Annotated in this window: 15 protein-coding genes; 8 read left to right on the forward strand and 7 right to left on the reverse strand. The window is 31.7% G+C overall.

Features of this window, described 5'->3' with window-relative positions:
• Positions 1-80: 80 nt before the first annotated feature.
• The 3 genes from gldG to I5M07_RS00860 all read right to left on the reverse strand — a co-directional run bounded on the left by gldG (position 81) and on the right by I5M07_RS00860 (position 3,421).
• Complete coding sequence (gene gldG / locus I5M07_RS00850) at positions 81-1,766, reverse strand: gliding motility-associated ABC transporter substrate-binding protein GldG (protein WP_200104300.1); 1,686 nt, start codon at positions 1,764-1,766, stop codon at positions 81-83.
• A complete protein-coding gene (gldF, locus tag I5M07_RS00855; protein WP_200104301.1) occupies positions 1,766-2,488 on the reverse strand; it encodes a gliding motility-associated ABC transporter permease subunit GldF in 723 nt (240 codons plus the stop codon). The genes gldG and gldF overlap by 1 nt, the downstream gene beginning before the upstream one ends.
• A 102-nt stretch (positions 2,489-2,590) precedes the next feature.
• Positions 2,591-3,421, reverse strand: a complete 831-nt coding sequence (locus I5M07_RS00860) for an SAM hydrolase/SAM-dependent halogenase family protein (protein WP_200105129.1) — start codon at positions 3,419-3,421, stop codon at positions 2,591-2,593.
• Positions 3,422-3,608: 187 nt separating this feature from the next.
• On the opposite strand from I5M07_RS00860, the gene I5M07_RS00865 reads away from it, so the two are divergent.
• From I5M07_RS00865 to I5M07_RS00885, 5 genes are all read left to right on the forward strand, one after another.
• Positions 3,609-4,559, forward strand: coding sequence for a PhoH family protein (locus tag I5M07_RS00865; RefSeq protein ID WP_200104302.1), 951 nt, complete (start codon positions 3,609-3,611; stop codon positions 4,557-4,559).
• A 183-nt stretch (positions 4,560-4,742) separates the two neighbouring features.
• Positions 4,743-5,585: a Cof-type HAD-IIB family hydrolase gene (locus tag I5M07_RS00870; RefSeq protein ID WP_200104303.1), complete on the forward strand. Its 843-nt coding sequence runs from the start codon at positions 4,743-4,745 to the stop codon at positions 5,583-5,585.
• Positions 5,586-5,692: 107 nt separating this feature from the next.
• The gene (locus I5M07_RS00875; protein WP_200104304.1) at positions 5,693-6,283 is read left to right on the forward strand and encodes a DUF502 domain-containing protein; all 591 of its coding nucleotides are present in this window, start codon (positions 5,693-5,695) and stop codon (positions 6,281-6,283) included.
• Positions 6,284-6,456: 173 nt separating this feature from the next.
• Positions 6,457-7,563, forward strand: a complete 1,107-nt coding sequence (locus I5M07_RS00880; protein WP_200104305.1) for a glycosyltransferase family 4 protein — start codon at positions 6,457-6,459, stop codon at positions 7,561-7,563.
• An 11-nt stretch (positions 7,564-7,574) separates the two neighbouring features.
• Entirely contained in the window at positions 7,575-8,339 is a 765-nt protein-coding gene (locus I5M07_RS00885; RefSeq protein ID WP_200104306.1) for a lipopolysaccharide kinase InaA family protein, read from the forward strand.
• Between the two features lie 15 nt (positions 8,340-8,354).
• Here I5M07_RS00885 and I5M07_RS00890 read toward each other — a convergent pair whose 3' ends face one another.
• Both I5M07_RS00890 and I5M07_RS00895 read right to left on the reverse strand, forming a co-directional pair.
• Positions 8,355-9,434 (reverse strand): glycosyltransferase family 9 protein, encoded by a 1,080-nt coding sequence (locus I5M07_RS00890; protein WP_233621903.1) that lies wholly within the window; start codon positions 9,432-9,434, stop codon positions 8,355-8,357.
• Positions 9,435-9,537: 103 nt separating this feature from the next.
• On the reverse strand, positions 9,538-10,353 hold the full coding sequence (locus tag I5M07_RS00895) for a 2,3,4,5-tetrahydropyridine-2,6-dicarboxylate N-succinyltransferase (RefSeq protein ID WP_200104307.1): 816 nt from the start codon (positions 10,351-10,353) through the stop codon (positions 9,538-9,540).
• A gap of 130 nt (positions 10,354-10,483) precedes the next feature.
• On the opposite strand from I5M07_RS00895, the gene I5M07_RS00900 reads away from it, so the two are divergent.
• The 3 genes from I5M07_RS00900 (at position 10,484) to I5M07_RS00910 (ending at position 13,271) form a co-directional block, all read left to right on the forward strand.
• On the forward strand, positions 10,484-11,218 hold the full coding sequence (locus tag I5M07_RS00900) for a class I SAM-dependent methyltransferase (protein WP_200104308.1): 735 nt from the start codon (positions 10,484-10,486) through the stop codon (positions 11,216-11,218).
• A gap of 23 nt (positions 11,219-11,241) precedes the next feature.
• Entirely contained in the window at positions 11,242-11,652 is a 411-nt protein-coding gene (gene ruvX, locus I5M07_RS00905; RefSeq protein ID WP_200104309.1) for a Holliday junction resolvase RuvX, read from the forward strand.
• Positions 11,653-11,774: 122 nt separating this feature from the next.
• Positions 11,775-13,271: a malate:quinone oxidoreductase gene (locus tag I5M07_RS00910; RefSeq protein WP_200104310.1), complete on the forward strand. Its 1,497-nt coding sequence runs from the start codon at positions 11,775-11,777 to the stop codon at positions 13,269-13,271.
• 76 nt (positions 13,272-13,347) lie between these two features.
• On the opposite strand, the gene I5M07_RS00915 is transcribed toward I5M07_RS00910, so the two are convergent.
• Both I5M07_RS00915 and I5M07_RS00920 read right to left on the reverse strand, forming a co-directional pair.
• On the reverse strand, positions 13,348-14,301 hold the full coding sequence (locus I5M07_RS00915; protein WP_200104311.1) for a TerC family protein: 954 nt from the start codon (positions 14,299-14,301) through the stop codon (positions 13,348-13,350).
• Between the two features lie 126 nt (positions 14,302-14,427).
• On the reverse strand, positions 14,428-15,444 hold the full coding sequence (locus I5M07_RS00920; protein ID WP_200104312.1) for a glutamine synthetase beta-grasp domain-containing protein: 1,017 nt from the start codon (positions 15,442-15,444) through the stop codon (positions 14,428-14,430).
• Between the last annotated feature and the right edge of the window lie 291 nt (positions 15,445-15,735).

The following is a 15,735-nucleotide window of genomic DNA, read 5'->3' on the forward strand; positions in this document are numbered from 1 at the left end:
GCTATATTTTAGTTTTTCAACTAAGACAGAATACAAATATATCGTAAACTATCCTAGTATTGAAAATTTTTTATCAACACTTATCGTGCATATTTTCTGTTGCGAATAAAAGTAAACACCAAACCAAAAACACCTAAAATAACAAGCGGTAGGCCAATGGTTTGAATTTGAGTTTTGGTGTAGTTTTCGTAAACTTTATTTTTATCGAGTAAAGGCAAGTCAACTTCTTTACTGCGAATGTTAATAAGTCCGTTATCGTCGAGCAAATAATTAACGCAGTTTAAGGCAAAATCTTTGTTGTCATACATGTTGCCCGTACGTTGATCATAACCTAATTCAACTGGCATACCTTCTTTATCCAATTGATTTTTGATAACATCACCATCAGAAACGACAATCATTTTAGTGTTTTTTCCTTTTTTTAAGAAATCAGTTTCTTTAAACGGCAATACTCGATTTTCGTATACCGATTCAAATGCACCTTCCAATAAAACGGCTACGGGTAAATTGCCCGTGTTGATGTAATGGTTTGGAGACGTTTCTTCGGTCACAATGTTTAAATTTATTTCGGTAGGAGTTCCAATTTTTTTAGAAAATTTAGAAGATTGTAAAAGCACAGTTTTGTGTATTCCATTTTTTAAAGTATCAATCGGATTAGCAAAATCCAAACGGATACCACCTAAACTTTTTACAATCGGATGAGCATTATTTGGATAAACTACAGGTGCAAATTTCCAGTTAAAATCTTGAAATTGAGTAGCGGTTCCGGGCTCTCCAGTTGCTAATTTTAAAACACTACCATTTTCATCTTTAATCAAATCAGGATTAATTCGGAAACCGTATTTAAAGAAAAGGTCGTTTAAATTCAAATCTTTTCCAAAAGCTAAGGTTGCTCCAGAATTATTATACAAACTATCCATTTCGGCAGTAACCTCATCAATCAACCAAAGTGTTTTTCCGCCATTCATGATAAACTGGTCCAAAACTTGTTTTACTTCGTCGGAAAAAGTTTCGTTTGGCTTGGCAATAATGGCTAAATCGTATTTTTTTAAAGCTTTTAAAGTGCCATTTGGATCTTTCGCAACAGAATCTAAAGTGAAAGGACCGATATGATAACTTTCGCGAATTTGCATTAAAAACTTCGCCATAAAAATCTCTTTCATTTCGCCATTTCCTTTAATAACCGCTATTTTTTTCTGTTTTTCGGTGGTTATTTTGTTGATAGCATCGGCAACCGCATACTCCAAATGTTGGATAGAAGTCATTACTTTTTGAGTGGTTGATGCTCCCATGCTGTTTTTGAGTAGCGGAATATTGACTTCTTTATTATTGTAAACGGCAATTGCCCAAGGAAAAGCCATTGCTTGCGATTGTTTTCCTTTATCTTCAACTGTAATATTTACGGGAGTTAAGCCTTTTAAAAACAATTCTTTGGTTAAGGCTTTGCTTTCCTCTTCATTTTCTAAAGGATTTACCAATTCAAAAACAATATTTCGGTTGTATGCTTGAAATTCTTCTAGTAATTGTTTGGTTTCTAATTGCAAACGATGAAATTCAGGCGGAAGGTCGCCTCCTAAATAAATTTTTATCGACAGCGGATTTTGTACTTGTTTAATAATATGTAAAGAAGTTGGCGATAAAGTATAGCGTTTATCATGGGTTAAATCAAACCGATGAAATACAAAATATCCGGCAAAATTAAGAGCAATCAAAATAGCAACTATAACCAGTAGCGATTGGGCGTTTTTTTGGGTAGAAGCTTTCATTATTTTTTAAATGATTTTAATTGGTAAACGGTTAACGAAAGAAATAAAATCACGATACTAAAAAAATAAATAATATCGCGAGTGTCCAAAACCCCTCGGCTCATACTTGTATAATGGGCTTGTATGCCAAAATTAGAAAGGAATGAAAATCCTTTGATGATAGTAGCAAATCCGTCAAAACCGAAAAAGCATAAAAAACATAAAAAAACTGAGCCAATAAAGGCCACTATTTGATTATCGGATAAAGTCGAGGTGAAAATACCGATAGCAGCAAAAGCCGCAGCTAGAAATAACAGTCCGATATAAGAACCTATAGTGCTTCCTATGTCAAAATTTCCTTCGGTCATTCCTAAATCAGAAATGGCTTTTACGTAAATTAAAGTCGGAATAATGGCTAAAACAATCAGTAAAAAAGAACCAAAAAACTTGCCATAAGCAATTTGCCAAGTTGGTAAAGGTTTGGTTAACAATAATTCGATTGTTCCTTGTTTTTTTTCATCCGAAAAACTTCGCATGGTTACAGCAGGAATTAAAAAAATAAGAATCCAAGGCGCTAAAGTGAAAAACGGATTTAGGTCGGCAAAACCAGAATTCAGAATGTTATAATCTCCTTCAAAAACCCATAAAAATAGTCCGTTGCTAATTAAAAATAAACCAATAACCAAATAACCTATTGGCGAACCAAAGAAGGATTTTATTTCTCGTAAAATGATAGATTTCATTTAGTTGTTTTTTTGTTGCATTTTAGAGTAAAAAACGAACGTGTTGCGTAAGTTAAATTGCTCTCTTTTTTAGGTTGCAAATGTATTTTATTTTGAGGAAAATTAATTCGAAAATTCAATTAAAATAGGGTCTCTATAATTTAATCCCAATAAACTGTTTGCAGAGCCTACTTTGGTCGGATTGCTTCTAAAAATAGCAATTTCCAGATAACCTGCTTCGTTAAAAATGGCTAGTTTTTTTCCTTCGTAATTTTTTATTGAAAATTTATTAGAGTCGGCAATGGCCGAATAATTAGGTAATATAGTTTTAATATTGTTGGGTTTCATGACAATTTCATAACTCCGACCTTTGGCAACTTCTAGAAATTGTTTTTTGGTAATATTGGTAACCACATTTCCAAAATGATCAATATAAATTATGTTTCCTTTTAAAGAATTACCATCGTTACTCACAACCGACTGCAATTCGGTAATTTGTTTAATGCTTTGAATTTCTTTTCCAATCACATTTAACAAACCGCCTTTAGCCAAATGACAGGCCACTTTTACAAAAATATCCAAATCGGTAAAATCAGCAGGAAAACGATCGTGTATGTTGAGCATGACCATTTTTTGCGGTTTTATTTTTTGAGTAAGCATACTCAAAATGCCATTATCGGCACAAATAAAGAATTGATCATTCCATTGCATGGCTATGTGTTGGGTTTCTTTATTTTTTTCGATATCAACCCCAATTAAATGAACAGTTCCTTTAGGGAAACTTATATAGGAGGCATTAATTATATAACTGGTTTCGGTAACATTAAAGGGGTCAATATCATGCGAAATATCAATAATGCGAGCTTCAGGAAGTTCCGAAAAAATTTTCCCTTTTAAAGCCCCAACAAAGTGGTCTTTTAAGCCGTAATCGGTAGTAAGGGTAATTATTGACATCATTTTGTTTATAACTAATGGTAGAATCTAAGTTTAAATTTTATTAAATTTGAGTAATGCAAAGCTAATAAATTAGGTTTTGTAAAAACGAATAAACGAAAAACAAATTCCGATTTTGGAGTTTTTAAAATACCCGACAGCACCCTGATTTTTAAAACGATTTAATTTTAATTTAAAACTACCTCATTTGAACGAAAGAATAATCGAGCTCGTTGACATCGCTCCAAAAGAATTCTGGGGCGCTCAAGATTCGCATCTTGAAATTATTAAAAAGTATTACCCGAAGCTTAAAATTGTAGCGCGAGGGACTACTCTCAAAGCCTTTGGCGAAAAAGATGTTTTAGATGAATTTGAAAAACGCTTTCAAAGACTGATGTTGCATTTTACACGATATAATAATATTGATGATAATGTTATTGAACGTGTTATAATGAGCGATGGTCAAGAAGAAAAAAAAGCGTACGATCATGACAAAGTATTGGTTCATGGAGTAGGAGGAAAGCTTATTAAAGCAATGACTCCTAATCAACAATTACTGGTTGATAGCATTAATAAAAACGATATGGTTTTTGCCGTGGGCCCTGCTGGAACCGGAAAAACCTATACAGGTGTTGCTATGGCTGTCAAGGCGTTAAAAGAAAAGCAAGTAAAACGCATCATTCTAACCAGACCCGCAGTTGAAGCTGGCGAAAATCTAGGTTTTTTGCCGGGAGACATGAAAGAAAAATTAGATCCTTACATGCAACCGCTTTACGATGCACTCCGAGATATGTTGCCTAATGAAAAATTAGACGATTATATTTTGAAAGGAATTATTCAGATTGCGCCATTGGCTTTTATGCGCGGAAGAACTTTGGATAATGCCTTTGTAATTTTAGATGAAGCTCAAAACACCACGCACAATCAAATGAAAATGTTTTTGACGCGTATGGGTAAAAATGCTAAATTTATGATTACAGGTGACCCTGGTCAAGTTGATTTGCCACGCAGAACCATTTCGGGATTAAAAGAAGCGCTATTAGTGTTAAAAGATCTTGATGGTATCGGTATGATTTATCTCGATGATAAAGATGTAGTGCGCCACCGCCTAGTGAAAAAAGTGATTGATGCCTACAAGCAAATCGAAAATCACGATTAGATAATTTACAACTTTAAAACGTTTTGTGGTGTTCTAAAAGAAACACTATGAAACGTTTTTTTTATTTGAATAATTCGTAAAGTTTTGTTAATCAAATAGTAATTTTTTGATTTATATTAAATGAATCTTTGAGTTTCTTTTTTTTTTGTAGTTGAAAAGGGTAAATTTGTAAAAGACAATTTTATGGATATGATACAAAATTTCAACGTTATAAAAGTAATCGTAACTGATTTAGACGGTACTTTATTAAAACCCAATCATCGGATTTCCGACTACACCAAATCTGTTTTTAAAACACTGCATCAAAATGGATATTTGATAATAGTAGCTACTGGTCGTCATCATTTAGATGCTATGGCAATTTTAGATACACTTGATTTTCCGGTATATCTTGTAAGTTCTAATGGAGCTCGAATTCACACTCCGCAACGTGAGTTGTTATTTTCATTTGATTTGGAAAGTGACTTGGTGAAAAAGGCCTTAAATGTCGAAATTGATCCCGAAATAACCGTGGTTTTATTCAAAGAAAATGTATGGCAAACTAATAAATTAAGCGAAAAATTAAATAGCTTTCAAGCCGATTTGAAATATTTACCCGAATTGGTTGACTATAAGAGCTTAGAAGATTTTAGCGCAATTAAAATCTTTTTTGCTCACGAAAATCAGGAAAAACTAATTGTCTTAAAAGATGCTATTTTAGCCAATAATGCCGATACGCTACATCATGCCTTTAGTTTGCCAACTTGTTTGGAATTTATGGATAAATCGATTGATAAATGTTTTGCCATCGAAAAGGTTTTGCAAAATGAAGGTTTTACGATGAGTCAGGCGGTGGCTTTTGGAGATGGTTTTAATGATTTACAAATGCTTTCTAAAGCTGGTAAAGGTTTGATTATGAAAAATGCACCTCAAACTTTAAAAGATGTTTTACCTCAGTTGGAAATAATTGATAGCAATGCTGATGACGGAGTTGCTACATTTCTTTCTCAATATTTTATTAAAAATAAAACCTCACTTATCAATTAATTTTTTTGAAGTATTTTCTTTGTTAATTATTTAGATAAAGTATAAATTTACAGTACATTCAATTTTAGTTTGAATAATTGGTAACTGTTTAATTTAAAGCTTTTATTATGATTAAATTTTTAGAAAAAGTCAAAGATAATTGTTTAGCTGGTGCTGCCTTATTGATTCCCCTATATGTTTTTTATGAAATTTTAAAACGTGTTTGGGGATTTTTTGAAAAATATGGCGAAAAAACGGCACATCTCTTAGGTTTTGATGTCATTTTTGGAAGAATTGCTACCGATGTTTTTGGAGGTGTTATTCTACTCTTATTGTTATATTTTAGTGGTTATATGGTGCGTTGGGCTTATCTTAAACAATTTAGTGATTGGTTAGATAGCAAATTGATCCTTTTTTTTCCGGGTTATGAAAAAAATAAAAAAATAGCAGAGGCTAACTTATTAAAAAAGAAAGGTGTTAAACCACCGCAATACCCTCCAGTATTGCTAAAACAAGGAGATTATTGGCAACCCGCTTATTTAATTGAAGAAGAACCTACAGGTAAAGTAGTAGTTTTTGTGCCCAATGCACCAGCGAAGGATCAAGGACAAATCTTTGTTGTTGAAACACATTTTATAAAGAAATTATCAGAAACCTCAACTGCTAATTTAGATACTTCGGTTAAATCGCTTGGAAAAGGAATTTTAAATTTCAAATAAATAGTACTAAAATTAAATCAAGGATTTTTTATTTTTTTGATATATAAAGTATATTAGTTAGAGAAAAAAAATGACAAGCATTTAGTTAAATATTTAATTTCTATTTATTACGTTGTTTTTGGTAATGTTTTGTTAAGGGTAATTATATTTGCATATAATTACAATAATCTATTATGATAATTTTACATATCACTGGTGCTAAGGCTTGGGGAGGAAATGAACAACAAATAATTAATTGTATTCCTGAATTAAATAAACTTGGAGTTGTCAATACCGTTTTAGGAATTAAGGGAACAAAGTTGGAAAAAGAGTGTATGATTAACAATATTTCCTTTATTCCTTTTGCTGATAATAAAATAATAAATTTTAAAAATTTTAAATTTTTTAAAAACTTAATCAATTCACTTAAACCAAATGTAATCCATCTTCATAATAGTAGTTCATTAACGTTTTATTTTATCGTTGGTTTTTTTTCAAATATTAAAATAAAAACGGTCTTTTCAAAAAAGGCAATAAGTGCTAGTAGTAGTTTCTTTAGTAAATTTAAATACAATTCAAATAATATAGATGTTATTTTTTGTGTTTCAAAAAGTGTAAAAGAGGATTTTAAAAAAGCACTTAATAAATCAAATCAAAAAAAACTTGTCGTAGTTCCAGATTGTGTTCCGAAAGAATTATTATATGTAGAAACCAATATCAATTTAAGAGAAAAATACCATATTCCATCTGGAAAGTTTATAATAGGAAATATTGCGAATCATACTACGGCAAAGGACTTAGATACTTTAATTGATACGGTAGATTATTTAGTTAATTTTCTGAAAAGAAAAGACATTGTTTTTTTTCAAATTGGAAAATTTTCAAAATTAACTAATGATTTAAAAATAAAAGTTTCTCAAAAAGGACTTAAAGAATATTTAATTTTTACTGATAATGTTGAGGATGCGTTTAGTTTAAATAGTCAATTTGATGTTTTTTTACTTACGTCCCAACGAGAGGGAGGTCCAACCTCAGTACTAGAAGCTATGTTAATAGGAGTGCCAATTATAGCTACAAATGTAGGGATTATCCCTTCTATTATAAAAGATGGGAAGAATGGTTATTTATGTTCAATCAAGGATTTTAAAAAAATGGGAGATAAAATCTGTATGTTGTTAAATAATTTCGATTTAAAACAAGAATTTATAAGTAAGAGCAAAACAATAATTAATGAGGAATTTATATCTTCTGTTATTGCGGAAAGAACATATAAAATATATAAAAAATTATTAGATAATTAAATTTATTAATTGTGGATATAATATATACTAATAAAATAGTAGACCAAAATCAAATTAAAATTTTTATTAGCGATTTTAAAAATAAGGGAGAAGATTTCGTTTTAGGTCAGCGTAATCAAATAAAATTATTTGATGTTAAGGGCTTAATACTTAATATTAAATCCTTCAAAATTCCAAATTTGATTAATAAAATAGCTTATAAATATTTTAGAAAATCAAAAGCAAAACGTTCTTTTGAATTTGCTACTATTTTGTTAGAAAAAGGTATAGGTACTCCAAAACCAATTGCTTATTATGAGAATTTTAATTGGCTGGGTTTACTTGATAGCTATTATGTGAGTGAACATTTGGAAACAGAACTAACTTTTAGAGAATTAGTTGAAATTCCGGATTATCCCGATCATGAAAATATATTGAGACAGTTTACCCATTTTACGTTTCAATTGCATGAAAAAGGAGTGGAGTTTTTAGATCATTCGCCAGGTAATACCTTAATTAAAAAGAGAGAAGCGGGTATTTACGATTTCTTTTTGGTCGATTTGAACAGGATGAATTTTCATTCTCAAATGACATTTGAACAACGTATGAAAAATTGCAGCCGATTGACTCCTAAAAAAGAAATGATTGCCATTATGAGTAATGAGTATGCTAAGTATTATTCGCAACAATCGGAAGAAGTTATATTTAAAAAAATGTGGTTTGAGACACAAGATTTTCAAGAACGATTTGTCAAGAAAAAACGCTTAAAAAAGAAACTTAAGTTTTGGAAGGCATAAAAAAGCATCATTCTTTTAATCGTTTGAAATGTTCAAATTTTGATGTAAAAAGGTTTTTAATTTAGAAACAAAAAAAGTAGGTTTAAATTCTTTATACAAATTTAAAGCCTCTTTTTTTAATTGTTTTTCTGGTTTATTTGTGAAAAGTTCTGGCTTGTCATCGTTCAAGTGAACAGAAATATGTTTTTTACCATCTTCAAAAGTAGACCATATTTTTTTCTCAATCCAAGGAGAAAAAATAGTAAAGGTAGGTTTATTTAAAGCTTTGGCCATATTAATAGCGCCTCCATCATTTCCAATTATGAGGTCGCACTCATTCATAAGGGCAATGTAGCCTCTTAAATCATTGCCTAATACATCAAAATATATTTTAGATTGCGTTGAGGGTTTACAACCATTGTATACAAATTGAGCATCGCTTAGCTGTTTGGGTAAATAATTAAAAAGGATATTAATATTTTCTAGGGTATCTGCTATGGTGTCAACTATTTCAACCATATAATCAAGTGGGTATGTTTTTAACTTTTCACTCCCTAAAAGACTAATCATGATTGTTTTTTTGTTTCGATCTATTTTATGATTTTCTAAAAGAGAAATAGCTTGATTCTTTTCGTCGTTTGTGATAAAAAGTTTAGGTTCCGGATCGATCGGGATGGTAATTTTTAAAGGAGAAAGTAACGATAATCGGCGTTCGATTGCCAAGCCTAGATTGGTTTTTGGTGAGGATTCAAACGGAATATTATCGGTATATAAAAAAGTACGCCCTGGTTTTTGATATGAAATTTTTCTTTTTGCATTACTCAATAATACAATAAACCAACTTTCGAGTTTGGAATAAGCATCAATAATGATATCGTAATTTGAGGATCGTATTTCAAGTGCTAGTTTTACTAATTCTAATTTGCTTTTTCGGTGTTTTTCTTCGAACAGAATAATGTTGTCTATGGAAAAGTTTCCTTCTAATACAGGAGTTGTACTGGCGTAAACCAAATAGTCAATCTGTGCATTTGGATAAGCTATTCGTAAATTGTTACAAATAATGCTGCTGATCAAAACGTCGCCAATCATTTTTTGTTGAATTACAAGAATTTTCATTGAAGCAAGTAGATTTAAAGACTGTAAATTGGGAATAAAAAAACCAAATTCCAATAGTTGTAATGTTGGAATTTGGTTTTTATTTTTTCAAATATAACTATTTTTAAACAGCTACGTCGTATTCGCGTAAAGCGTTATTTAATGATGTTTTTAAATCCGTAGAAGGTTTACGTGTTCCGATGATTAAAGCACAAGGTACCTGGTATTCGCCAGTAGCAAATTTTTTAGTATAACTTCCAGGAATAACAACCGAACGAGCTGGTACAAAACCTTTCATTTCAACTGGCTCCTCACCAGTAACATCAATAATTTTGGTAGAAGCAGTCAAACAAACATTTGCACCTAAAACAGCTTCTTTACCCACATGAACACCTTCCACTACAATACAACGAGAACCGATAAAAGCACCGTCTTCGATAATTACAGGAGCAGCTTGTAATGGCTCTAAAACACCACCAATTCCTACGCCACCACTCAAGTGAACATCTTTACCAATTTGAGCACAGCTACCCACAGTTGCCCAAGTATCTACCATAGTTCCAGCATCAACATAAGCACCAATATTTACATAACTTGGCATCATGATAACTCCGCTAGAGATAAATGAACCATAACGAGCTGAAGCTCCTGGAACTACACGAACTCCTTTGTCGGCGTAGTCTTTTTTCAATTCCATTTTGTCGTGGTATTCAAAAATTCCAGCTTCCCAAGTTTCCATTTTTTGAATAGGGAAGTACATTACTACTGCTTTTTTAACCCATTCGTTTACTTGCCAACCATCACCTTTTGGTTCAGCAACACGCAATTTACCAGAATCTAATAATTCGATAACTTCTCTAATGGCATCGGTAGTTTTTGTTTCTTGTAGTAAAGCGCGGTTTTCCCAAGCTTGTTCTATTATAGATTGTAATTCGTTCATTTTTGATAAATTTTTGGCAAATATACCATTTTTAACCAATAGCAAAAAAGAGAAATGTCTTGAAAATGTTATGGATTTAACTCAAGGTTTTTTAATTTTTGTAAATTTGATAAATCACAAGAAAGTCAATATGAAAGATAATTTTTCGAAACAAGCTTCAGGATATTCAAAGTATCGACCACATTATCCTAAGGAAATGATCGATTATTTGATTTCATTTGTCAATAATAAATCAATGGCGCTTGATATTACTACAGGAAATGGGCAAATTGCTCAGAAACTGTCTGCTGTTTTTGAAAAAGTTTACGCAACAGATATAAGTCAAAAACAACTCGATAATGCTGTTCAGGCTTCTAATATTATTTATCAATTAGAACCCGCTGAAAAAACATCATTTGAAGATAAAACTTTCGATTTGATTACTGTTGCTCAAGCGATTCATTGGTTTGATTTCGATTCTTTTTACAAAGAGATTTATAGAATCTTGAAACCTGAAGGAATTTTTGCTGTTTTAGGATATGGATTGTTTTCAACCAATCCTGAATCAGATGTAATAATCCACAATTATTATTATAATATTGTTGGTCCTTATTGGGATAAAGAGCGAAAGTATTTGGATGAAAATTACACAACTATTCCTTTTCCTTTTGATGAAATTAAAGCTGAAAGTTTCGAAAATAATTTCACATGGACTTTTGAAGAACTAATAGGTTATCTTGAAACTTGGTCGTCGACACAACATTATATTTCGAAAAATGGCAACAATCCATTGTATATCATCAGTGAAGAATTAAAAAAATCTTGGCAAAAAAATGACAAGAAAGTGACTTTCCCATTGTTGTTTAGAATAGGGAAGTTAAAATAGATATCTTTGATAAAAAAAATAATATGCCAAGAATACTTGCTATAGATTACGGACAAAAACGCACCGGAATAGCGGTAACGGATGAGATGCAAATTATTGCTTCGGGTTTAACTACTGTTCCGACTCATACTTTAATTGATTTTTTGAAAAATTATTTCGAAAAAGAAAAAGTTGAAGCTGTTTTAATAGGAGAACCCAAACAAATGAACGGACAGCCTTCGCAAAGTGCTTCGATTATTAAAGGCTTTGCAACTCATTTTTCAAATATTTTTCCTGAAATGAAAGTAGTTAGAGTTGATGAACGATTTACTTCAAAAATGGCTTTTCAAACCATGATTGATAGTGGTTTAAATAAAAAACAACGTCAAAATAAAGCCTTGATAGATGAAATTTCGGCAACTATTTTATTGCAAGATTATTTACGTCAAAAATAATATGGCTTTTTGAAGCTTTTAACTCTGTGAATTTTAAATTCTATAACTTAAAAGGACTGAATTATACTTTTTTATTGTGATTTTCTGAAGTATCTTTGCACTTTCTTAAAAATAATATTAAAATGGCAGATAATACGATACGTTCTAATTCTGATGTAGTACTTATTGGAGCAGGAATAATGAGTGCAACTCTTGGTTTGATTTTAAAGGAATTACAACCTGATTTAAAAATTGAAATTTACGAAAGACTAGATGTGGCGGCTGCAGAAAGTTCTGATGCTTGGAACAATGCCGGTACAGGGCATTCTGCTTTTTGCGAATTGAATTATACTCCCGAAAAGAAAGACGGTACTGTAGAAACCAAAAAAGCAATTTCTATTGCAGAATCGTTTGAAGTTTCGCGTCAATTTTGGTCTTATTTAGTAGAGCAAAACAAAGTACCTTCGCCTGAAAATTTTATAAAAAGTGTTCCTCATATCAGTTTTGTTTGGGGAGATAAAAATGTTTCCTTTCTTAAAACTCGTTTTGAAGCATTAAAGCAAAATCCATTGTTTAAAGAAATGGTTTTTAGTACCGATTTCTCTGAATTAAGTCAGTGGATGCCTTTGGTTATGGAAGGACGAAATCCTTCGGAAAAAGTAGCGGGTACTTCTATGGCAATTGGTACCGATGTTAATTTTGGTGCTTTAACTCGAAGTATGTTTGCTTATTTATCAAAAATGGATGGTGTTTCGATGCATTTTAACCACGAAGTTAAAAAACTAAAACAGCGAGATGATAAGTCTTGGCGCATTAAAATTAACGATTTAACTACGGGTCAAAAGCGTAAAGCATATACTAAGTTTGTGTTTATCGGAGCTGGAGGTGGTTCTTTACCATTATTAGAAAAAGCCGATGTTCAAGAAGGAAAAGGTTACGGAGGATTTCCAGTAAGTGGACAATGGCTTAAATGTACTAATCCAGAAGTTATAGAAAAACATGCTGCAAAAGTATACGGAAAAGCCAGTGTAGGTGCGCCTCCTATGTCAGTTCCGCATATCGATACACGTGTTATTGATGGCAAAAAACAATTGTTATTTGGACCATTTGCAGGGTTTTCAACACGATTTTTGAAAAACGGTTCGTATTCGGATTTGCCCTTGTCGATTCAATTAGATAATATTTTACCGATGCTTTCTGCGGGGATTAAAAACATTCCTTTAACGAAATATTTAATTCAGCAAGTTCGTCAGTCTCAAGATGACCGAATTGAAGCTTTACGCGAATATTTACCTAATGCAAATGCGAAAGACTGGGTATTGGAACGAGCTGGACAACGAGTTCAAGTTATTAAAAAAGATAAAGTGAATGGTGGTGGTGTTTTAGAATTCGGAACAGAAGTTATTAACACGCAAGATGGGACTTTAGCTGTTTTATTAGGTGCTTCTCCAGGAGCATCAACAGCCGTTTCTATTATGGTTGATTTGATTGAAAGATGTTTTAAAGACCAAGCTAAATCAACTGAATGGCAAAGTAAATTTAAAACGATGATTCCTTCTTACGGACAAACTTTAAACGATAAACCAGAGTTGTTAAGTGAAATTAGAAATCATACCGCTACGGTTTTGAAATTGAAATAATAACATAATTTCCTCATAAAAAAGGCTTTCTAAATTTCAATTAGAAAGCCTTTTTTATTTTCTTAAAAATTAAAATTTATTCCAAATCTTTAGTTTTGTTTTTCTGCAATGAAACTAGGATTCCTATAATTAGTGATAATGCAATAAAGCCTAATGATGCCCATTCCGGAATGTGAATGAATTGATGTAATAACATTTTTAAGCCTACAAAACTTAAAATTGCTATTAAACTGTATTCCAATTGGCTGAATTTTTCGAGCATATTTGCCAAAAAGAAATACATCGAACGCAAGCCTAAAATGGCAAAAATATTAGAACTAAATACAATAAATGGATCGGAAGTTATAGCTAATATGGCCGGCACGCTGTCAATTGCAAATAATACATCCATTACTTCAATGACTATTAAGGCTACAAATAAAGGGGTAGCGGCTTTTTTTCCTTTATTGTTTCGAATGAAAAAATTTTCGCCATCGGTTTCGGATGTCATCGGAATTATTTTTCCTAATGTTTTGTATACAAAAGAATCTTTAGGATGAAAGTCTTCTTCATCTTTAGAGAACAACATTTTTATGGCAGTAAATAACAAAAACAACCCAAATACATAAGTTGTCCAGGTAAATTTATTGATGAGCATCACGCCAAAAAATATCATGATTCCTCTAAAAACAATGGCGCCAAGAATTCCCCAAAATAGGACTCGATGCTGGTACTTTTGAGCAATTTTAAATGAGGAAAAAATAATTGCTATTACAAAAATATTATCTATGCTTAATGAAAGCTCGATAAGATAGCCTGTAATGAATTTCATCGAAGCTACTGCGGGTTTTAATTGATCGGGATTATTTATATACTCATTGGAATATAACCAATAAATGACACCCGAAAATAAAAAAGAAAGACTAACCCAAATTAAGGTCCATTTGCTTGCTTCTTTAGAAGAAATGATATGAGGAGTTTTATTAAAAACGCCCAAATCTAAGGCTAAAATAACAACAACAAGTGCTAAAAATGAGATCCAAACAATCATATTTTATTTTTTTGGTTTTACACAAAGATAAATCATGAAATTTGGATATTTTACTTTTAAAAAATAAATAAATAAAAAAAAATGCCTTCAAAAAGAAGGCATTTAAAAAATAGTAATATGTTGAAATTATAAAGCTGACTTAACAGTTTTGATAATTCTAGCAGCAATTTTGTATGGATCTCCGTTTGAAGCTGGTCTTCTGTCTTCCAACCAACCTTTCCAACCTTTTTGAACAGTCATTAAAGGAATACGGATTGAACATCCTCTGTCAGATACTCCGTAAGAGAAATCGTTGATAGAAGCAGTTTCGTGTTTACCAGTTAAACGTTGTTCGTTGTAAGCACCATAAACTTCAATATGTTCTTTAGTTACAGGACGGAAAGCTTCACAGATTTTCTCGTATGTTTCTTTAGAACCACATGTTCTTAATACTTCGTTAGAGAAGTTAGCGTGCATTCCAGAACCGTTCCAGTCTGTGTCACCAAGTGGTTTTGGGTGGTATTCAATATAGTAACCGTATTTTTCAGTCAAACGATCTAATAAATAACGAGCTACCCAGATTTCGTCACCTGCTTTTTTAGCTCCTTTTGCAAATAATTGGAACTCCCATTGTCCGCAAGCAACTTCTTGGTTAATACCTTCAAAGTTAATTCCAGCAGCGATACACAAATCAGCATGTTCTTCTACTAGTTTTCTCCCGTGAGTGTTTTTTCCACCTACAGAGCAGTAGTACATTCCTTGTGGAGCAGGATATCCTCCAACAGGGAAACCTAAAGGCAATAATGTTTTAGTATCCATGATGAAGTATTCTTGTTCAAAACCAAACCAGAAATCATCATTATCATCATCAATAGTTGCTCTACCGTTAGAAGGGTGTGGTGTTCCATCAGCATTCATTACCTCACACATTACCAAGTAACCGTTAATACGAGTTGGGTCTGGGTAAATAGCTACTGGTACTAACAAACAATCAGATGAACCACCTTCTGCTTGTCTAGTTGATGAACCGTCAAAAGACCAATTTCCAATTTCTTCTAATGTTCCTTGAAAATTTTCGTGCTCTTCAACTTTAGTTTTACTTCTAAGATTTTGAGTTGGTTCATATCCATCTAACCAAAGGTACTCTAACTTTATTTTAGCCATAACAATAATAGATTAATTTTATTTTTTGATTTTTAAACATTGCAAATATAAATTTTATTTCTCGCTGGCAAAAATTAGGGGGTATGTTTTGTATGTTAAACTCTTATTTTTAGCATAACGGCAATTTGTTAGGGGGCAATTTGTAAAAAAAGTAAAAATATCGGGTTATATATCGAATTCTATAATGAAATCGGTTTTATCGGGTTAATTCTAATTTGTTAAATTGTTAATTTTATATTAACAAATATGAATTTTTGTTATATTTTTTTAGTTGAAATTTATTATTCTTTG

The organism is Flavobacterium agrisoli (assembly GCF_016522065.1).
In the GTDB taxonomy this organism is placed as follows: Bacteria; Bacteroidota; Bacteroidia; order Flavobacteriales; family Flavobacteriaceae; genus Flavobacterium; species Flavobacterium agrisoli.